Below are 18,719 nucleotides of genomic sequence, written 5' to 3'. Positions count from 1 at the left end.
ACAGAAAAAGACCCCTGCCGGCGAAACTCACAGGCAGGGGCTTTAGATGCAGGACTACTTCTTCTTGCCCTGGTTCTTGACCGCCTCGATCGCCGCCGCGGCCGCGTCCGGGTCCAGGTAGGTGCCGCCCGGGTTCACCGGCTTGAACTCCGCGTCCAATTCGTACGAGAGCGGGATGCCCGTCGGGATGTTGAGGCCCGCGATGTCGGCGTCGGAGATGCCGTCCAGGTGCTTGACCAGGGCGCGGAGGCTGTTGCCGTGGGCCGCGATCAGGACCGTGCGGCCGGTGAGCAGGTCCGGGACGATGCTGTCGAACCAGTACGGCAGCATGCGGTGCACGACGTCCTTCAGGCACTCCGTGCGGGGGCGCAGCTCGGGCGGGAGCGTGGCGTAGCGCGCGTCGTGGAACTGGGAGAACTCCGCGTCCTCGGCCAGCGCCGGCGGAGGCGTGTCGTAGGAGCGGCGCCACAGCATGAACTGCTCCTCGCCGAACTCCGCGAGGGTCTGCGCCTTGTCCTTGCCCTGGAGGGCGCCGTAGTGGCGCTCGTTCAGGCGCCACGAACGGTGGACGGGGATCCAGTGGCGGTCGGCGGACTCGAGCGCCAGCTGCGCGGTGCGGATCGCGCGCTTCTGGAGCGAGGTGTGGACCACGTCGGGGAGCAGGCCGGCGTCCTTGAGCAGCTCACCGCCGCGGACCGCCTCCTTCTCGCCCTTCTCGTTCAGATTGACGTCCACCCAGCCGGTGAACAGGTTCTTCGCGTTCCATTCGCTCTCGCCGTGGCGGAGGAGGATCAGCTTGTACGGTGCGTCGGCCATGGTGCCAAGACTAATCGGCCGACTCGGGGCGTGCCGATTGACGGTCCCCGTCAATTGAGTGGCCCGACGAGACACCCCAGTCGTAAGTTGTGTCGTGCTGCCGCACCGCTTACATCGACGCCATTTCGCCCCGGGGGACGCACCTATGTCAATCAGCGCGCTCAGACGTGCCGCCACACAATCCGTCGGCGGCCTCCCCCGCGCCTTCTGGTGGCTGTGGACCAGCACCCTGGTGAACCGGCTCGGGGGGTTCGTTCTTACGTTCCTCGCGCTCTACCTCACCGCTCAGCGCGGGTTCTCCGCCGCTTACGCCGGGCTCGTCGCCTCGCTCATCGGTCTCGGTGGCGTCATCGCCTCCATTCTCGGCGGGGTCCTCGCCGACCGGCTCGGGCGGCGGCCCACCCTGCTGGGGGCGCAGCTCGCGACCGCCGCGACCGTCGCCGTCCTCGCCTTCGTGCGCGACCCCGTCGCCATCGCCGCCACCGGCTTCGCGCTCGGGCTCGCCTCGAACGCGTCCCGGCCCGCCGTCCAGGCGATGATGGCCGACCTCGTCCGGCCCGAGGACCGGGTGCGGGCCTTCTCCCTCAACTACTGGGCCATCAACCTCGGGTTCGCCGTCTCGTCCGTGTACGCGGGGTTCCTCGTCGCCCAGAGCTACACCCTCGGGTTCCTCGTCGAGGCCGCCATGACGCTCGCCTGCGCCCTCGTCGTCTTCGTCAAGGTGAAGGAGACCAAGCCGGACACGACGCGTGGCACCGGCTCATCGGTCTCCTCCGACGCCGCTCCCGCCGTCACCATGGGGACCGTTCTGCGCGACCGGCGGTTCATGCTCATGGTCGGGTTGTCCTTCCTGGTCGCCGTCGTCTTCACGCAGAGTTCGGTGGGGCTGCCGATCGTCATGGGGCAGGAGGGTCTTTCCAGTTCGGACGTCGGGCTCGTCGCCGCGGTCAACGGCGTCATCATCGTCGCGCTCCAGATTCCGCTCACGCGCTTCATCGAACGCCGGGATCCGGGGCGGCTACTGACCGTCTCCTCGCTTCTCATCGGGTTCGGCTTCGCCCTCACCGCCTTCGCCGGGTCCGTCTTCACGTACGCGCTGACCGTCGCCGTGTGGACGCTCGGCGAGATGGTCAACGCGCCGACCCAGTCCGGGCTCGTGGCGAAGCTGGCCCCCGCCGAGGGGCGCGGTCGCTATCAGGGCGTCTATACGACCTCATGGTCCGCGGCGGCGCTCGTCGCCCCGCTCGCCGGTGGCTGGCTCCTCGACTCCGCGGGCGCGGACTGGCTGTGGGCCGCGTGCGCGGCGCTCGGCATCGTCACCTCGGTCGGGTACTGGGTGCTGATGCGCGGCCTGGACGGCGACGGGGAACGGATCGCGGCCGGGCAGGAGGCCGTCGTGGCCGAGCCCGCTGTCGCCGAGTACGTCATCCCCGTCGTCGCGGCACCCGCCGTCGCGGCACCCGCCGTCCCCGCCCCCGCCGAGCCCGCCCCCGCCAACGCCCCCGCTTGACCCGACCCCCCGACGGGTACGGACCCGTACATGTCCGAAGTCGCCAGAACCGACGGCACAGGCACAGACACAGACACAGGGACAGGGACAGGGACAGGGACAGGGACAGGGACAGGGACCGGCACAGGCACCGGCACCGGAAGAACCGACGACCCGCCCCGGACCCTCGTCGCCGGTGTCGAGGTCGACGTGCCCAACAGCATCCCCGCCATCCGCGCCGCGCTCCCCCTCAAGCGCCGTACGGAGTTCGACCGCGCCATCAACGAGGCGGGCGTCGACGAGATCCACTCCGTGATGCGCCACTGGATGCTGGAGGCCGTGCCCGACCCCGAGGCCGACGCGATCCTCGCCCGGCTCGCCCGGGACGAGGCGGAGAGGCGGGGCCCGGCTTGAGCCGTCGTCGCAGGCGCAGCGCCTGCCGCATCGCGTACGCGCCGCCCGCGGACGACACCCTGGCCAAGATGGCGGACGGGGACGCGTTCCGCGCCGAGATGAGCCGCACCCTCGCACACGATCCGTACGGGCACGGGTCCAGCTCGGTCGCCGGTGAACGGGACCGCCGCGAGGCCACGATCGGCGGCGCGATCGTCCTGTACTACGTGTCGGGGACCGTGCTGACCGTGACCGTCGTGCGGATGGTCGCGCTCGGCTGAGGCCCGACAGCGACAGTCATGCGGACGGGCGCTCGATCAAGTGCGTGAAGGCGTCCAGGTTGCGCGTCGGTTCGCCGCGCGACACCCGCCACTCGTACTCCCTGCGGATCGCGCTCGCGAAGCCGAGTTCGAGGAGGGTGTTGAACGCGCCGTCCGCCGCTTCCAGGACCGAGCCGAGCAGGCGGTCCAGCTCGGTCGGGGTGACGGCGGCCAGCGGGAGCTTGCCGGTGAGGTAGATGTCGCCGAGCCGGTCGACCGCGTAACCGACACCGTAGAGGCGGAGATTGCGTTCGAGGAGCCAGCGGTGGACCCCCGCCTCGTTCTCGTCGGGGTGGCGGATGACGAACGCGTTCAGACTCAGACTGTGCCGGCCGACGCGGAGCGAGAGCGTCGTGGAGAGCTTGCGCGTGCCGGGGAGCTTGACCACGTACGAGCCCGGTTCAGGGCTCTCCCACTCCAGCTCGGCGTCCTTGAGCACGGACTCGACGGTCGCCGCGGCGGTGGAGTGGTCAGCCATGGTGCGAGGGTACGTGACGGCGGTGTTCCTGCATGGCCGCCGTGTAGACGTCGGCGGTCTGCGCCGCCGACGTGTCCCAGCCGAAGTGCTGTGCGTGCCGGGCCGCCGCGGCGCCCATCGTGTCCACCAGGTGGGGGTGGTCGGCGAATTCCCGGAGCACGCGCGCGTAGCGGGCAGGTTCGTGGCCGTCGACAAGGAAGCCTGTTTCGTCGTGCCGTACGGCTACGGGCAGGCCGCCTACGGACGCGGCGAGTACGGGCGTCCCGGCGGCCTGCGCCTCTATGGCGACGAGCCCGAACGACTCGTTGTAGGAGGGCATGACGAGGACGGACGCGGCCCGGAACCAGTCCGCGAGCTGGTCCTGGCCGACCGGCGGGTGGAAGCGGACGACGTCCGCGATGCCCAGCCTGGCCGCGAGTTTCTGCAGGGCGGCGGGCTTGGCGAGGCCGCTGCCGCTGGGGCCGCCGACGACCGGGACGACGATCCGCGCGCGCAGTTCGGGCCGCTCGTCGAGGAGTACGGCGACCGCCCTGAGCAGGATGTCGGGGGCCTTGAGCGGCTGGATGCGGCCCGCGAAGAGCGGCACCAGGGCGTCCTGCGGCAGACCGAGGCGGGCACGGGCGGCGGCGCGGCCGTCGCCGGGGCGGAAGCGGTCCAGGTTCACGCCGGGGTGGACGACGGCGACCTTGCCGGGCTCGGCGTCGTAGTGCCGGACCAGTTCGTCGGACTCTTCGGCGGTGTTCGCGACCAGGCGGTCGGCGGCGCGCACGATCTGGGTCTCGCCGATCACGCGCGCGGGAGGCTCGGGGGTGTCGCCCTCGGCGAGCGCCGCGTTCTTGACCTTGGCCATGGTGTGCATGGCGTGCACGAGCGGCACGCCCCAGCGCTCGGCGGCCAGCCAGCCGACATGCCCGGAGAGCCAGTAGTGCGAGTGCACGAGGTCGTAGTAGCCGGGGCGGTGGCCCGCCCACGCCTGCATCACGCCGTGTGTGAAGGCGCAGAGCTGGGCGGGCAGCTCCTCCTTGGCGAGGCCCTCGTAGGGGCCCGCGTCCACGTGGCGGACCAGGACGCCGGGGGCCAGCTCGACCTCGGGGGGCAGGCCGCCGGTGGTGGCCCGCGTGAAGATCTCGACGTCGATGTTGATCGCGGCGAGGCGCTTGGCCAGCTCCACGATGTAGACGTTCATGCCGCCCGCGTCGCCCGTGCCGGGCTGGTGCAGGGGCGAGGTGTGCACACTGAGCATGGCGATCCGGCGGGGGCGCCGGGAGCCGCCGGGGAACCGCAGCCGGGCCGCGGGCGCCCCGGAACCGGACCGGCGGAACCTGGTCACGTACTGGCTCACGTGGCGGGCCCTCCTCGGTGGGGCGTACGAACGGTGGAGCCTGCGGAGCTCCGGGCGCGACTCGGGGAGGGCAGGGGCCCTCGTCCAAGAGCGGCAACACCGGAGGGTCCTCCTCCATTTCCAGTTTGCCGAATCATTACCGTTCGGGTCTCAACCAAAAGCCCTCCTTGCGCAGCGCATACCCTCGTAGCCATGAACCCGCGTACCCCTTCCCGTCCCGTGGGAACGGTGACGCGGGGAACCACCAACCCCAACCGGCTGCGCCGCATGGACCGCTGGATCGCCGCCACGCACGGCGCCGCGTTGCGCCGCGCCGCCGACCCGGTCGCCGTCGACCTGGGCTACGGGGCCGCGCCCTGGACCGCCGTCGAGCTGCTCGCCCGTTTGCGTGAGACCGCGCCCCACGCGCGCGTGGTCGGCATCGAGATCGAACCGGCGCGGGTCGCGGCCGCCAGGCCGTACGAGCGCGAGGGGCTCACCTTCCGCCACGGCGGCTTCGAGCTGCCCCTCGCCGCGCCGCCCGTACTCATCCGCGCCGCGAACGTGCTCCGCCAGTACGACGAGGAACAGGTCGCCGGGGTGTGGGAACGGCTGTGCGGGCGGCTCGCGCCGGGCGGCCTCCTGGTCGAGGGGACCTGCGACGAGATCGGGCGGCGGCACGTGTGGGTGGCGCTGGGTCCCGAGGGGCCGCGCACGGTGACGTTCGCGACCCGGCTCGGCTCCCTGCACACCCCCTCCGACCTCGCCGAACGCCTCCCCAAGGCCCTGATCCACCGCAACGTCCCCGGCGAGCCGGTCCACGCCTTCCTCCGCGACTTCGACCGGGCCTGGGCGGCAGCGGCCCCCTATGCCTCGTACGGGGCGCGGCAGCGCTGGATCCGCACGGCGCGGGCCCTGTCGGACGCCTGGCCTGTGGTGGACGGTCCCCGGCGGTGGCGGCAGGGGGAACTGACAGTGAAGTGGCAGGCGTTGGCGCCGCGCGGGCCGTTCACCGGATGACCTGCCCACGTTCACCCGTCCCGGGAACGAACAGCGCGTTCCGTTCGTCACACCGTGCGGGGTCTGTCGCATGTGGCGCTCACGTGGCACGATCCCCGGAGCGCACACAAGTTACTGACGGTAAATCAGGTGCGGTTCGGTTGTGTCGGTTGTGTCGGTCGTATCAGTTGGGTCGGTCGTGCCGGCTGTGGCTGTGGGGGCGGAGCGGATGAGCAAGCGGAGCACGATGACGATGGCGGCCGTGGCGGTGGTCTGCGCCGTGACCGTTCTGGTGGCGCCGGGCGCGGCGTTCGCGGCACCGGCTCCGCCCGCTTCCCCGGACCCGTCGTCGTCCCCGTCCGCGTCTGCGTCTGCACCCCCGTCCGCCTCGGCCCCGGTCGAGACCAAGGACCTCGAAGCCGTCCGCAAGAAGATCGAGAAGCTCTACCACGACGCCGCGGTCGCCACCGACGCCTACAACCTGGCGGAGGAGAAGGCCGACAAGCAGTCCGTCGAGATCGTGAAGCTGGCCCAGAAGATCGCGGCGGGCCAGGAGAAGCTGGACCGCCTGGAGGCGAGCGCGGCCGCGGCGGCGCGCGAGCAGTACCGCACGGGCGGGATCCCGCGCGAGGCACAGTTCCTGCTCTCCGGCGACCCGCAGCAGTTCCTCGACAACGCGGGGCGGATGCACCAGGGCCAGCTCGCCACGAAGAACCTGCTCGGACAGATGGAGCGGACGCAGAAGGACCTCTCCGAGTACGCCGCCGACGCCTCCGCCAAGTGGAAGGACCTCGAGCAGGGGCGCAAGAAGAAGGCGGCGGCGAAGAAGAAGGTCGAGAAGCAGATCAAGGAAGCCCAGGCGCTGGAGAGCAGGCTCGAGAAGAAGGAGCTCGAGCGGCTCGCCAAGCTGGAGGCGGAGGCGGCGCGGAAGGCGCAGACGGCCTGGCTCTCCTCGGGCGTCCTGAAGGACATCGACGGCAAGGCGACGCAGGCCGGCAAGGAAGCGGTGAAGTTCGCCACCGCCCAGATCGGCAAGCCGTACGTGTGGGGCGCCGAGGGCCCGAAGTCGTTCGACTGCTCCGGGCTGACCTCGCAGGCGTGGGCGGCGGCCGGGAAGCCGATCCCGCGCACGTCGCAGGAGCAGTGGAAGCAACTGGAGCACATCGACGTCAAGGACATGCGCCCCGGCGACCTGGTCATCTACTTCGACGACGCCAGCCACGTGGGCATGTACGTGGGCGACGGTTCGATCATCCACGCACCCCGCCCGGGGCGGAACGTGACGGTGGCGGGCGCCGGGACCATGGACATCCTCGGAGTCGTACGGCCGGACGCCTGAGCCGCATACTCCCCTTCCGCGCGTTCCGCGCGTTCCGCGCGCGGGCGCCTTGGAGCGGGGCCCGGGAGCGGTGACCCGGGACACGTGACCGATCACACTCGCACGCGTACGGTTCCGGCGGCGCGGCGTGATGTTCGTCATCCCCCGGCAACCACGCAGGTCCGCAACCTGCCCAATTCCGGTACTCCTTGCGGCATATGACGCTGGCCGTTTGCCGTTCACCATTCCGTTGCGGCGCCGGGTACCGCTAAGGTCCCGGTCTGGTGGACGAGGACCTTCGTCCCACCGCGCCCTCGGGGGAGGGAAGGAAACCGAGCGATGCCCGTACCCGTACCGCGGCAGAGAGCGATCCCCGCCGTGGAAGGCGGTCAGGCTCACGCTGCGCCGACCAGAGCGACCACGAACACACAGGCCGCAGAACCGCCCCGACCGAAGACCACCGCCGGCCGCACCGCGCACGCGGCCGGCACGGCGAGCGCGCCGAACGCGCCGAACCCGACAACCGTGACAGCCGAATCCGTCCTGACACTCCTCGTCATCGAGGACGACCCGGCCGGCTCGTTCAGCATCCCGGAGATGCCGGACGCCGCGGGCCGGCCGATACGGGTGCGCACCGCCCGCAACCTCACCGAGGCCGAGCGGCTGCTCACCCACGACGTGCACTGCGTCCTGCTCGACCTCGCGCTGCCCGCGCCCGGCGGCGCCAAGGCCGGAGCGGTCGCCGACGCCGGGGCCGACGCCGACGAGCTGGAGACCCTCCGGCACGTACTGCGTCTCGCGCCGCGCCACGCCGTGCTCGCGCTGACCACGTCCGGCGACGCCGAGCGCGCCGCCGAGGCGGTCCGGGTCGGCGCCCAGGACTACCTGTTCCGCGACGAGCTGGACGCGCGCCTCCTCGGCCGCGCCGTCCGCTACGCCGTCGAACGCAAGCGCGCCGACATCGCCCAGCGCAAGCTCACCGAGTCCCGCATCCGCGCCCAGGAGAACGCCCGCCTGGAGCGCGGCCTGCTGCCGACGCCGCTGCTCGAAGGATCGCCGCTGCGGTTCGCCGCGCGCTACCGGCCCGGCCGCTCCCGGGCGCTGCTCGGCGGCGACTTCTACGACACGGTCCGCACCCCGGACGGTACGGTCCACGCGATGATCGGCGACGTCTGCGGGCACGGCCCCGACGAGGCGGCACTCGGCGTCGAACTGCGCATAGCGTGGCGGGCGTTGACGTTCGCCGGGCTCTGCGGCGACGAGCTGCTCTCCACGCTCCAGCAGGTCCTGGAGCACGAGCGCGAGAACGACGAGATCTTCGCGACCCTGTGCACGGTGGACATATCGCCCGACGGACGCCGCGCGGGCCTGTGCCTGGCAGGCCACCCGTCACCGCTGATCGCGAGCCCGGGGCGACCGGCGACGCTGCTCCCGTACGAGAACAGCGGCCCGGCGCTCGGACTGCTGCCGAAGGCGCGCTGGCCGCGTATGCAGGTGGAGCTGGGGCCGTCCTGGAGCCTGATGCTCTACACGGACGGCCTGATCGAGGGCCGGATCGGCGAGGGCAACCAGCGCCTCGGCCAGGAGGGCATGGTCGAGCTGATCCGGCGGCGGCGGGCGGACGGCCTCGGCGGCGAGGAGCTCCTGGAAGCCGCGATGAACGAGGTCCGCGACCTCAACGGCGGCGATCTGACGGACGACGTGGCGGTCCTGCTCCTGGACCGCTGAACAGCGGACGTTTCGAAAAGGCTGGACTCAGCGGCCGCCGTTGTACGGACCGTACGGGCCGTCGCTGCTGGATCCTCGCCCCTTGCGGCCCCCGCCGCCGGTGATCTGCCGGACGGCGGGCCGCACGTCCACCATGTACACGATGGTCGCGATGAGCCCGATGATCGGCAGGAACGACAGGATCGGGAAGAGCAGGTTCACGACGAACGCGATCCCGAGAACGACCAGCCAGAACGGCTTCGTCTTCTTGTCGGCCGCGCGGTAGGCGTCCTCGCGCCGGATGGCGGCGTCGACGAGCGCGAAGCCACTGAAGACGATCAGCGCAAGGCTCAGCAGCCACATCACATTGGCGAACCCCTGCATCAGCACAACGCCACCACCAAAATCGTCTGACAGTTCCATCCCGTGACCTGCGGCCACCGTACCCGCACAACGAGCCGGGCACGCGCCTCGTGCCCGGCTCGTAATGGTGCGGGTCGCGCTACTGGGCGCCCTCGCCGCTCTCCGTGCCCTCCGCGCCCTCCGCGCCCTTCTTCGCGGTGGCCGTCTTCTTGGCCGGCGCCTTCTTCGCGGCGGGAGCCTTCTTCGCGATCGCGGGCTTCTCGGCGGCCGGAGCGGCGGCGCTCGCCGTCCCGGTCTCCGGCTCCGGGTCGGGCTCGACGGCCACGGCGATCTCGTTGATCTCCTCGGCGGCCTCGCCGCGCCACGCCTTCACGGCCTCCTCGCCGTGCTCGGCGACCTTCTCGTACGCCTCACGCGCCTTGACGGCGGCCTCGGCGGCGAGACCGACCCCGCGCAGGGCGAAGTCCTGGGCGTTCTCGCCGAGCTTCTTCAGGTCGGTGTCGAGGGTGGCGACGAACTCGGAGAACTTCGAGGTGACGACCGCCTGCGCCTCCTTGGCGCGGGCGGCGGCCTTGTCCTGCACGTCCTTGGGGTCGGTGTTGCGTACGGCCTCGAACCGCGCGGGCGCCTCGGCCCGCAACTGCTCCACGAGCCCGGGCACCTTCTTCGCCTGCTGGAACGCGAGCTCGGCCGTCCCCGCGGCGAAGTAGAGCGGGGTCGGGTCGGAGAAGGTCTTGCGCAGGTCGTCCTTGATGGCCATTGCGTGGTCCTCCCGGATCACATCTGCTTACGTCGTCGAGGGCTTGGCATCACTGTCGGAACCGTGGTCGTCGTCGCCGCCTGCGCGGTGGTCGCTGGTCCCGTTCTCGTGCCGGAACGAGTCGTATATCTGCAACAGCACCTGTTTCTGGCGCTCGTTGAGCGAGGGGTCGGCGAGGATCACCGCACGCGTCTCCACGTCGTCCCGCTCCCGCTCCGCGTCGAGAATGCCGGCGCGCACGTACAGCGTCTCGGCGGAGATCCGCAGCGCCTTCGCGACCTGCTGCAACACCTCCGCGCTCGGCTTGCGCAACCCGCGCTCGATCTGACTCAGGTACGGGTTGGACACACCGGCGGCCTCGGCGAGTTGACGGAGCGAAAGCTGCGCGTTTCGGCGCTGCTCCCGCAGGTACTCGCCGAGATTGCCGACGACGTTGAGCGATGCCATACGCCGATGGTGCCGCACCCGCGCTAACTTTTGCAAGCGACTGCTTGCAAAAGTGTTCCACGCCACGCGCGTTGACCTTTCACGACAAGTCAGACCGCCCCGTCGAGCGCCGTGCCGTACAGGCGCGTCACCTTGATCCGGATGACGACCCGGCGTTCGGCGACCATCTCCGCGTAGAACTCCTCCTCGGCGCCATCGGCAACGAACTGCCGCGCGACAGCGAGGAGTTCGCTGCCGACCGCGTCCCCGGGTGATGTGCTCGGGGGCGTCACCTCCGCCTCCCCCTCGGCCACGGCGAAGGTGAAGTCGTCACGTCCGACGTGGAGTGCGGCGTGCGGGTCGGCGCGGTAGTGGCGTGGTTTGAGGCGGTCCTGGGTGGTGGAGACGCGGAGCAGGCGCTCGGCCGAGCTCCAGTGGTAGAGGACCGTGGACAGGTGCGGGTGGCCGGTGGAGCGGACGCTCGCGAGGGTGCCGAAACGACCGTCCTCCAGGATCTTCGACAGCTCGGGCTCGGTGAGGGAACGGGGTGCGGGGCCGGGCATCAGGGTGCTCCTTCTCTTGACTGCCGGCGGGGCTCAGGCGACGACGGGCGCGGCCGTACGAGCGTCTTCCTGCACAGGCCGCGCGGGCCCGCGCAGCACCAGCAGCGCCACCACGAACGCCACCCCGATCAGTCCGGCCCCGACGGTGAACGCCAGCCGGTAGCCGCTGGTCAGAGCCGCTTCCCGGGTGGCGCCCTCGGCGAGCAGCGTGCCGGTGCGGGAGGCGGCGAGGGTGGACAGGACGGCGACGCCGAGCGCCATGCCGATCTGCTGGGTGGTGTTGAAGAGGCCGGAGGCGAGGCCCGCGTCCCCCTCCCCTGCCGCGGACATGCCGAGCCCGGCGAGCGCCGGCAGGACGAGTCCGCCGCCGGAGATCAGCAGCATCACGGGGAGCAGATCAGGGACGTACGAGCCCTGCACGGGCACCCGCGCGAGGTAGCCGAGGGCGCCCGCGAGCAGCACCAGCCCGGCCAGGAGCACCTGCCGCTCTCCGAACCGGTTCGCGAGCCGCGCCGAGAACCCGAGGGACACCGCCCCGATCATGACGGCGGCGGGCAGCATCGCGAGGCCGGTGGCCAGGGCCCCGTAACCGAGTACCTGCTGCATGTAGAGCGCGGCGAGGACCTGGAAGGCGAACATCGCGGCGAGCGTGAGGATCTGCGTCACGCCCGCGCCGATGACGGCCCGCGAACGCAGGACGCGCAACGGCATCAGCGGGGTACGCGCCCGCGCCTGCCGCACGACGAACCCGGCGACCAGGGCGAGCGAGCCGCCGATCAGCCCGAGCGTCGGCCCGGAGAACGCCCCGTACTCCTCGATCTTCACGACGCCGTAGATCCCGAGCATCAGCCCGCCGGTGATCAGCAGGGCGCCCCACGCGTCGGCGCCCGCCCGCAGTCCGAGGCCGCGGTCCGCGGGGAGCGCGGGCACGGCCAGGGCGAGGACGGCGGCGCCGATGGGCAGGTTGATGAAGAAGATCCAGTGCCAGTCGAGGGCGTCGGTCAGTACGCCGCCGAGCACCTGACCGATCGAGGCCCCGGCGGCGCCGGTGAAGCTGAACACGCCGATGGCGCGCGCCCGTTCACGCGGGTCGGTGAAGAGCGTGACGAGGATGCCGAGCCCGACTGCGGCGGCCATCGCGCTGCCGATCCCTTGCAGGAACCGTGCGGCGAGCAGGACGGCGGGGCTCGTGGCGAACCCGGCGAGCAGCGACGCGGCGGTGAACACGGCGGTGCCGGTCAGGAACATCCGCTTGCGGCCCACGAGGTCGCCGAGGCGGCCGGCGAGAAGGAGCAGGCTGCCGAAGGCGATGAGGTAGGCGTTGACCACCCAGCTCAGCGCGCCGGAAGAGAAGCCGAGGTCGTCCTGGATGGCGGGCATGGCGACGGTGACGATCGAACCGTCGAGGATGATCATGAGCGTTCCGGTGGCGATGACGCCGAGGGCGAGCCAGCGGGAACGGGTGCGGGGCGCGCGCGGCGCGCCGAGGGTCGCGGGTGTGGCGGACACGGCGAACGGTCCTCCTGGGTCGGGCCACCACCCCCACCGGGCGGCGACGACAGCACGACCGTAACAGATAGTTTTGTTGCAGACTATCTTCGACGGAACTGGGATCGGAAAAGCGACTACCCTGAACCCCATGACCGCCATGACGCCCGCCCCCACCCGGACCAGGCCCGATCTCTCCTACCTCCTGGACCACACCAGCCACGTGCTTCGTACGCAGATGGCGGCGGCGCTCGCCGAGATCGGTCTGACGGTGCGCATGCACTGTGTGCTCGTGCACGCGCTGGAGAAGGAGCGCACGCAGAACCAGCTGGCCGAGATCGGCGACATGGACAAGACGACGATGGTGGTGACCGTCGACGCCCTGGAGAAGGCGGGCCTCGCCGAGCGCCGCCCGTCCAGCACGGACCGGCGGGCGCGGATCATCGCGGTGACCGAGGAGGGCGCGCGGACGGCGGCCCGCAGCCAGGAGATCGTCGACGGGGTGCACGAGGAGGCGCTGGCGGCGTTCCCGCCGGCCGACCGGACAACGTTCCTCCGCCTCCTCACCCATCTGACGACGGGCCACCTGGCCACCCCCACCCCGGCCCCGGCCCGCCGCCCGAGGCAACAGGGCCGGTAGCGCGGCCAGTGCGTGGCGCCCCGCGTCAGATCCCCGAGGTCAGGCGGCGGCCGCGCGCCGCCACGCCGGGGTCTGCGCGACCAGCGTCCACATGTCATCGAAGTGCTTGGCCCACTGGGCGATCGCCCGCTCGTCCTCGACCCCGTGTTCCCCGGCGAAGACCGACAGATCGGTGTCGTAGCCCTTCGGGTCGTAGTAGTCCGGGCCGCGGAACGGCATCCGCGCCGAGAGGTCGTACAGACCGTGCAGCACGCGCTTGCGGTTGAAGATGCAGAGCTTGTACAGCGGCGGACCAGCGTAGACGCGGTACTCGCAGTGCACCTGGATCCGTCCGAGGGTGGTGAGCCGTACCGCGAGGTCGGACAGGATGGCGTCGTACTCCTGGCACTTCTCCCCCACCCGCCGCCGGAACGCGGGATCGTCCTCGGGCAGTTCGTCCGGACCGACCCTGGCCGGCATGTACATCGGCCGCGCGAAGTCCGGAACGATGAAGCGGACGGTGACCCGACGCGTCGTGCCGGGATTGTGCGCGAGCCGCTCCAGGCGGTGGTAGAGCTCGTTGTAGAGCGTCTCGCCCGTGTAGCCGAAGAAGCTGATCTCCACGTGCCGGGCGCTGAACGCCTCGGCGACGAACGTGCCGAGCGCACGCGATTCGACCAGCCCCCGGTCGGGGAGCCGGGACGAGGCGGTCAGCTCCTTCAGCGCGTCGTAGAGGAGGTAGGCGACGAGGCTGAGCAGCGCCCCGCCCAGGAACACCTTGCCTTCCAGGGCGTCCCCCAAGGGCCGGACGAACTGAGCCGTCAGGCCGGTGACGAAGACCGCCAGCAGCAGACAGCGCACGAACGTCGGCTCGACCCGCTGCTGGAAGCGCTTGAGCGCCTGCCTCACACCACCCGTGTCCGTACCGCCTCGTCCACCGTCGACCATGCTCGTCCTCCCCCGGGTACGGAAGGCACGCGGCGCTCAGTCGGCCGCAAGCGCCCCCGGCGCACCCCCGTCCTCATGGTCCGCGTGCGGCAGGGCGAGGGCAAGGTACGGGTTGACCGCGTTCCGCGAACTCGGCGGCATGGCCAGCCACTTGTGGGCCTTGTGGAGCGTTGTGGTGTACGAGCCCACGGCGCGCCGGACGTTGGGGGCGTCGAGGCCGGACCCGGTGACGAGCCGGTCCAGGTCCACATAGGCGGAACGGACGACTTCCAGCCCTTGGTACGCCGGAACGTCCCGCTCCCAACCGGACGTGAGGCGCTCCGGCAGCAGCCGCTCCCAGCGGGAGTACATGCGGTCCCGGATCTCCCGGGTCGTCGGCGTCAGATGGATGTGCCGCACGAGGTCGTAGAGCGGGTCACCCACCATGGCCATCTCCCAGTCGATGAGGGTGAGGCCGAAGCCACGCTCGCTCCGCACCAGGTTCCACGGGTTGAGGTCGCCGTGGAGCAGGGTGTACGGGCGCTCCCGTACCTCGTGCCGGCGCAGCCGCCGCTCAAGATCGTCGGCGTCCGGCAGACCGAGCCGCCAGGCCAGGTCTTTCGAGGTACGCGAGAGCCCTCTCACCATGTCGACGAGCTGGTCGCAGAGCCATCCGTAGAAGCCGGCGGCCCCCTTCGTGTCCTGTGCCAGCAGCCATGGGTCCACCTCGGTCAGCAGGCTCAGCTGGTCCACGAGGTCATGGGCCTCGCCCGGCAGCAGTCCGTGCACGGGGTGGGCGGGGCGGCGGGCGGTGTCCGACGGGCCCACATACGTGTGGATCGTGAAGGGCTCCTCGAAGTTGCTCTCGCCCAGCGCCAGGACCTTGGGCACCCGGACGCCCACCCCCGAGTCCTCGATGGCCCGCAGAACCGCGTGCTCGTCGAGGAACCTCGGCTCGATCGGGCTGTCCGTGCCCACCTTCCTGCGCACCATGACGGGGGAGGCGTAACCGCCCACTTCCACGACCGTGCCCAGGTGGGCCGTGCCCTTGAAGACCTGTCGCGCCGTCGCCGCGCCCTCGGCCCACAACGCCTCCTCGACCTCCGCGTCCGAGAAGGGCGCGCGCAACGGCACCCGGACGTCGCGCCGCCATTGGATGGCCGCGGAGAGTCTGCCCCGGTGACGGGAGCCCCTGGCCACCCGCCACCGGAAGAGCAGCGGCTCGATCGCGGCCGCGTCCATCACGTCGCGGAGTCTGAGCGGGCGCCGGGCCACGACCAGGGCCCGGTGAACCTCCTCCGACGCCGCTTCCAGATCACTCTGCGAGAACGTGTCACCCAGCGAACGGACCGCTCTGATCACATCCGGATACACGGACTGGGCCCGCTCGAAGTCGATGTAGTGCCGCAGATCGTCGTCGAGCCCTTCGACCGCCGCCGGGCGCACCCGGAGCATCGCCTCCCGCCAGCGCTCGACCACCTCCGCCCACTGCTCTCGCGGATACCGCATGCGTACCAGGTGCACTGCCAGGTCGTGCAGCGGATCGCCGTACGTCGCCAGCTCCCAGTCCACGCACATCAGCGGAGGCACGCCGTCATAGGTGACGATGACGTTGTCGCGGTGCAGGTCACCATGGAGCAGGCTGAACGGACGCGGAGTCAGCTTCGGCGCCCAGTGGCCGTACAGCCTCAGTGCGTTCTCCGGTACGCCCAAGGCCACGAACAGTCCACCGAACTCAGCCCAATTGGGCTGGCGCACCTGTTCGTCGGCGGTCAGCGCCAGTCTCCGTAAGAAACCCCGGCAGTCGTGGTCGCGGGGCCAGTACAACGGCCTTGCCGGCAGCAGTTCCTCAGGTACGCGCGTCATGTCGGCGAGCAGACCGGCGAAGGCGTCGATCAGCAGCGAGTCGACCGGTTTCCCGTCCCGGCATACGCCGGACAGGGGTGTGCCCTCCATGTAGCTGTGAATGGCGACGTCGTCGCGGTGCGCCAGACACTGCGGTACGTGGTCGAGGGTGCCGCCGATCGCGTCCAGGACCGCCCGCTCGTCCTGCCAGGTCCTCATCACCACCGAGGGCGCGTCCTTCTTCCGGCGTCTGACCATGACCCGGGAACCGGCCGGGCGGCCCAGGACGGCCGCGTCCCCGGCGGAGAGCTGCACCACCTGGTTGTAGTTGTGGTGTCCGCTCAGCTTCTCGCCACGGCGCCGCGCGCCTTCGACGACGCCGTCCCACAGCCAACGCGTCCGTACCTCACGGACCACTTCGGGCTGCTGGGGCCTCAGGGCGAGATCAGCGCCCACCGGTCACTCCTGGATACTCATGCGCACGGCCGTAACAGGGCCACAGCGTAGACCCGGCCGCTCGAGTCCACGACCGGAGACCGCTAGTGCCGGGTATGGGCGCCGTAAAGACACTCTTCCGGGACCCCGCGTTCGGACGACGACCGATTCAGTACGCCAAGCCGGTCCAGACCGAGTCGAACCACGCCTGCCACGCCGCCATGAAGACCGACCCGCGCGAGTCCGGATTATCGTCCTTGAGATAGTGCGTAAGCATCGCGCCCAGGCCGAGCACGTCCAACGCCTCGACCGTCTCCTTGTCGCTCAGGACGATGGGCCGCTCGATCACCTCGTACGGGCCGTGCAGGGCCTGCACACCGTTGATCAGGTACAGCTTGAAGGCCGGTGCCAGATCCACATGGCGTACCTCGATCCGCGCCGACCCCACCATGCCTTCGGCCTCCAACTGCCGAAACTGAGCCTCCAGCGAACTGCTGTGCCGGTGCGTGATGCCGAGCAGCCTCTTCTGCAGCCGCGCCGTCAGACGGCCGCCCGGGTCGTCGAGCGCTCGCGGATACGGCAGGTCGAGGGATTCCGAGGGCAGCAGCATCCGGACGCTGATGCCGCGCGGCGGCGTCTCCCCGGACCTGATCCGCTCGATCTGCCCCCGCACCTGCGTGTCAAGGGATTCCGACGTCAGGGTGAAGACGTCGAGCGCCACCTCTTCCCGGGCGAACGCCTCGTCGAAGAACTCCCGCAGCGTCACCCGGCCCTCTCTGGCCGCCTTCGCCGTGTACGACTGGACCTGCTGGGTCTTGATCACGCGGGTACCGCTGCCCTGCCGGGACTCGACCCAGCCTTCCTCGCGAAGTTGCTGGAGAGCCTTCTGCACGGTGTCGCGCGACACGTCGTAGCTGCGCGCCAGCTCCCGCTGCGGAGGCAGAGGTGAGCCGAGCGGAAGAGCTCCTCCCGCCATCCGCGCACGTAGATCCTCGACGACGCGGAAGACCGCGCTGCCACCGCTCGAACCGCTCCGGCCGTTCGCCACGGGGGCAACGTACCTCCGGCAGCCCAACAGCACACCGCTTTCAGTCAAATTCCGTTCCAGTGCGGTCCGTTGCTTAACGATCTGCCCGCACGGGGAGGACCTATCCAAGTCGGTCCAGTCCAATTGGACCAGTAAATGTAGGCAGTGACATCGCATCGCTAGGGGTGGGGCCCATGAATCCGCTGTGGCAAGTCCTGACGCCCGTGCTCGGCTTCGGCGCGGAGCAGTTCCTGCAGTCCAGGTACGGGATCTTCGGCGTTCTCGCGCTGGCCTTCCTGACCCTCCTCTGGTCGGCCGAGCGGAAATCCACCCCCTGGGCCTTCGCCGGGGTCGTACTGGCTCTGCTGGCCCTGGCTCAGGCCTGACCTCTCGCCACGTGCTCCCACACCCCGTCGAACATCGACTGTTCAGCGTCGACGAAGGCGGCCTCGTTCCCGCCACACTCGGCGTCGAACACGAACATCGGCGTATCGAACCCCTCCACATCACACAACGCCACCGGATTCGCCCCCTCGTAATCCTCCACCTCGCGCATGAACCGGCCCGGGATGTAATGGCCGACCAGGGCCACGCGCCGGTTGAGGAGGTATGCCTTCCGGGTGGGGGTGCCGAGGGTGTGGCGGAATTCGACGCGGGCGTCGATTCCGCTGCGGCGCAGGCCCGTCACCGTGTTGGTGAGGACCGTCCGCTGGGCCGCGCGCTGGGCGCGGCTGCGTTCCTTGACGGCGCGGTCCAGGGCTTCGTCGCGGCCCCAGCCCTTGTCGGGGGAGGGGTAGTCGAGGTCCTGGCCGAGGAGGGGGAGCAGGACCCGGAGGTGGACTGATTCTGGGCGGTCGGTGCCCTCGTAGACGCGGCGCAGGGGTTCGCCGAGCGCTGTCATCAGGGTCTCCGCCGTCAGGCAGGCGACATCGACCCGCACCCGCGGCTGCCCGAAGGCGGCCACGAGGCGCGGGCCGAGGATGGAGCGGGCGGCCCGGGAGCCGCCGGGGCCCTGGGCGGCGGGGGCGGCGGCGATCTGGGGCGGGCTGCCCTTGCTCACGTTGGTCAGCAGGCCGTCCGAGCGCAGGCGCTGCAGCGCGTGCCGGACCGTGCCGCGCTCCACGCCGAACTGTTCGGCGAGCGCGGCCTGCGTGGGCAGCCGGTCGCCCGCCTTGAGGTCGCCCCCTCTGATGCGTTCGCGCAGAGCGCCGGCGATCTCGTCGGCGGTGGCTCTGGGGGTGGGGCTGCTCATGCCGTTCACCGCGTTGCTCTTGCCGTTCACCGCGACGTACTCCCGTCCCGCCTCGGCAAGATTCCGCCTTGCCAAGTTGAGTCAACTCTACGTCAGTTGGTCGCCAACTCCACCTGACGTGCGCGGAACTTCGGGGTCCGCGGGGGGGCACGGTCCACACGAAGCCCAGCGGG

Annotated in this window: 20 protein-coding genes; 8 read left to right on the top strand and 12 right to left on the bottom strand. The window is 70.7% G+C overall.

The window, feature by feature from the left end:
• Positions 1-54: 54 nt before the first annotated feature.
• Entirely contained in the window at positions 55-816 is a 762-nt protein-coding gene (locus ACH4RC_RS35870) for a phosphoglyceromutase (RefSeq protein WP_398208317.1), read from the bottom strand.
• A gap of 145 nt (positions 817-961) precedes the next feature.
• Between ACH4RC_RS35870 and ACH4RC_RS35865 the strand changes: the two genes are divergently transcribed.
• From ACH4RC_RS35865 to ACH4RC_RS35855, 3 genes are all read left to right on the top strand, one after another.
• The gene (locus ACH4RC_RS35865; protein ID WP_398208315.1) at positions 962-2,326 is read left to right on the top strand and encodes an MDR family MFS transporter; all 1,365 of its coding nucleotides are present in this window, start codon (positions 962-964) and stop codon (positions 2,324-2,326) included.
• Between the two features lie 189 nt (positions 2,327-2,515).
• Complete coding sequence (locus tag ACH4RC_RS35860) at positions 2,516-2,719, top strand: hypothetical protein (RefSeq protein ID WP_398208313.1); 204 nt, start codon at positions 2,516-2,518, stop codon at positions 2,717-2,719.
• Between the two features lie 68 nt (positions 2,720-2,787).
• Positions 2,788-2,979, top strand: coding sequence for a hypothetical protein (locus tag ACH4RC_RS35855; protein WP_398208401.1), 192 nt, complete (start codon positions 2,788-2,790; stop codon positions 2,977-2,979).
• 16 nt (positions 2,980-2,995) lie between these two features.
• Here ACH4RC_RS35855 and ACH4RC_RS35850 read toward each other — a convergent pair whose 3' ends face one another.
• Complete coding sequence (locus ACH4RC_RS35850) at positions 2,996-3,496, bottom strand: YbjN domain-containing protein (protein ID WP_398208311.1); 501 nt, start codon at positions 3,494-3,496, stop codon at positions 2,996-2,998.
• A complete protein-coding gene (mshA, locus tag ACH4RC_RS35845; protein WP_398208309.1) occupies positions 3,489-4,838 on the bottom strand; it encodes a D-inositol-3-phosphate glycosyltransferase in 1,350 nt (449 codons plus the stop codon). Before mshA ends, ACH4RC_RS35850 begins: the two co-directional genes overlap by 8 nt.
• 192 nt (positions 4,839-5,030) lie before the next feature.
• Here mshA and ACH4RC_RS35840 point away from each other — a divergent pair, with 192 nt between their 5' ends.
• The 3 genes from ACH4RC_RS35840 to ACH4RC_RS35830 all read left to right on the top strand — a co-directional run bounded on the left by ACH4RC_RS35840 (position 5,031) and on the right by ACH4RC_RS35830 (position 8,862).
• Positions 5,031-5,837: a class I SAM-dependent methyltransferase gene (locus tag ACH4RC_RS35840; RefSeq protein ID WP_398208307.1), complete on the top strand. Its 807-nt coding sequence runs from the start codon at positions 5,031-5,033 to the stop codon at positions 5,835-5,837.
• Positions 5,838-6,045: 208 nt separating this feature from the next.
• Positions 6,046-7,155, top strand: coding sequence for a C40 family peptidase (locus tag ACH4RC_RS35835; protein WP_398208305.1), 1,110 nt, complete (start codon positions 6,046-6,048; stop codon positions 7,153-7,155).
• A gap of 318 nt (positions 7,156-7,473) precedes the next feature.
• On the top strand, positions 7,474-8,862 hold the full coding sequence (locus ACH4RC_RS35830; protein WP_398208303.1) for a SpoIIE family protein phosphatase: 1,389 nt from the start codon (positions 7,474-7,476) through the stop codon (positions 8,860-8,862).
• Positions 8,863-8,889: 27 nt separating this feature from the next.
• Here the strand turns inward: ACH4RC_RS35830 and ACH4RC_RS35825 are convergent, their stop codons facing one another.
• From ACH4RC_RS35825 to ACH4RC_RS35805, 5 genes are all read right to left on the bottom strand, one after another.
• Positions 8,890-9,225 (bottom strand): DUF2516 family protein, encoded by a 336-nt coding sequence (locus ACH4RC_RS35825; protein WP_398208399.1) that lies wholly within the window; start codon positions 9,223-9,225, stop codon positions 8,890-8,892.
• 118 nt (positions 9,226-9,343) lie between these two features.
• Positions 9,344-9,964 carry a hypothetical protein gene (locus ACH4RC_RS35820; RefSeq protein ID WP_398208301.1) on the bottom strand — a complete coding sequence of 207 codons (621 nt, stop codon included), beginning with the start codon at positions 9,962-9,964 and terminating at the stop codon, positions 9,344-9,346.
• A gap of 27 nt (positions 9,965-9,991) precedes the next feature.
• The gene (locus tag ACH4RC_RS35815) at positions 9,992-10,411 is read right to left on the bottom strand and encodes a helix-turn-helix domain-containing protein (protein WP_398208299.1); all 420 of its coding nucleotides are present in this window, start codon (positions 10,409-10,411) and stop codon (positions 9,992-9,994) included.
• 89 nt (positions 10,412-10,500) lie between these two features.
• The gene (locus ACH4RC_RS35810) at positions 10,501-10,953 is read right to left on the bottom strand and encodes a TIGR03618 family F420-dependent PPOX class oxidoreductase (RefSeq protein WP_398208297.1); all 453 of its coding nucleotides are present in this window, start codon (positions 10,951-10,953) and stop codon (positions 10,501-10,503) included.
• Positions 10,954-10,986: 33 nt separating this feature from the next.
• Complete coding sequence (locus ACH4RC_RS35805) at positions 10,987-12,462, bottom strand: MFS transporter (RefSeq protein WP_398208295.1); 1,476 nt, start codon at positions 12,460-12,462, stop codon at positions 10,987-10,989.
• A 130-nt stretch (positions 12,463-12,592) separates the two neighbouring features.
• On the opposite strand from ACH4RC_RS35805, the gene ACH4RC_RS35800 reads away from it, so the two are divergent.
• Complete coding sequence (locus ACH4RC_RS35800; RefSeq protein WP_398208293.1) at positions 12,593-13,081, top strand: MarR family winged helix-turn-helix transcriptional regulator; 489 nt, start codon at positions 12,593-12,595, stop codon at positions 13,079-13,081.
• 39 nt (positions 13,082-13,120) lie between these two features.
• Here ACH4RC_RS35800 and ACH4RC_RS35795 read toward each other — a convergent pair whose 3' ends face one another.
• From ACH4RC_RS35795 to ACH4RC_RS35785, 3 genes are all read right to left on the bottom strand, one after another.
• Positions 13,121-14,008: a hypothetical protein gene (locus ACH4RC_RS35795; RefSeq protein ID WP_398208291.1), complete on the bottom strand. Its 888-nt coding sequence runs from the start codon at positions 14,006-14,008 to the stop codon at positions 13,121-13,123.
• Positions 14,009-14,044: 36 nt separating this feature from the next.
• Positions 14,045-16,288, bottom strand: a complete 2,244-nt coding sequence (locus tag ACH4RC_RS35790; RefSeq protein WP_398208289.1) for a phosphotransferase — start codon at positions 16,286-16,288, stop codon at positions 14,045-14,047.
• 148 nt (positions 16,289-16,436) lie between these two features.
• Positions 16,437-17,315 carry a winged helix-turn-helix domain-containing protein gene (locus ACH4RC_RS35785; protein WP_398208287.1) on the bottom strand — a complete coding sequence of 293 codons (879 nt, stop codon included), beginning with the start codon at positions 17,313-17,315 and terminating at the stop codon, positions 16,437-16,439.
• A gap of 173 nt (positions 17,316-17,488) precedes the next feature.
• On the opposite strand from ACH4RC_RS35785, the gene ACH4RC_RS35780 reads away from it, so the two are divergent.
• The gene (locus tag ACH4RC_RS35780) at positions 17,489-17,680 is read left to right on the top strand and encodes a hypothetical protein (RefSeq protein WP_398208285.1); all 192 of its coding nucleotides are present in this window, start codon (positions 17,489-17,491) and stop codon (positions 17,678-17,680) included.
• Here ACH4RC_RS35780 and ACH4RC_RS35775 read toward each other — a convergent pair.
• Entirely contained in the window at positions 17,671-18,621 is a 951-nt protein-coding gene (locus tag ACH4RC_RS35775; protein WP_398208283.1) for a winged helix-turn-helix domain-containing protein, read from the bottom strand. The genes ACH4RC_RS35780 and ACH4RC_RS35775 overlap by 10 nt on opposite strands.
• Positions 18,622-18,719: the final 98 nt, after the last annotated feature.

The sequence above is a fragment of the Streptomyces sp. NPDC016845 genome (assembly GCF_044332585.1).
Taxonomy (GTDB): domain Bacteria; phylum Actinomycetota; class Actinomycetes; order Streptomycetales; family Streptomycetaceae; genus Streptomyces.
This window is presented reverse-complemented; position numbering and strand designations above follow the sequence as displayed.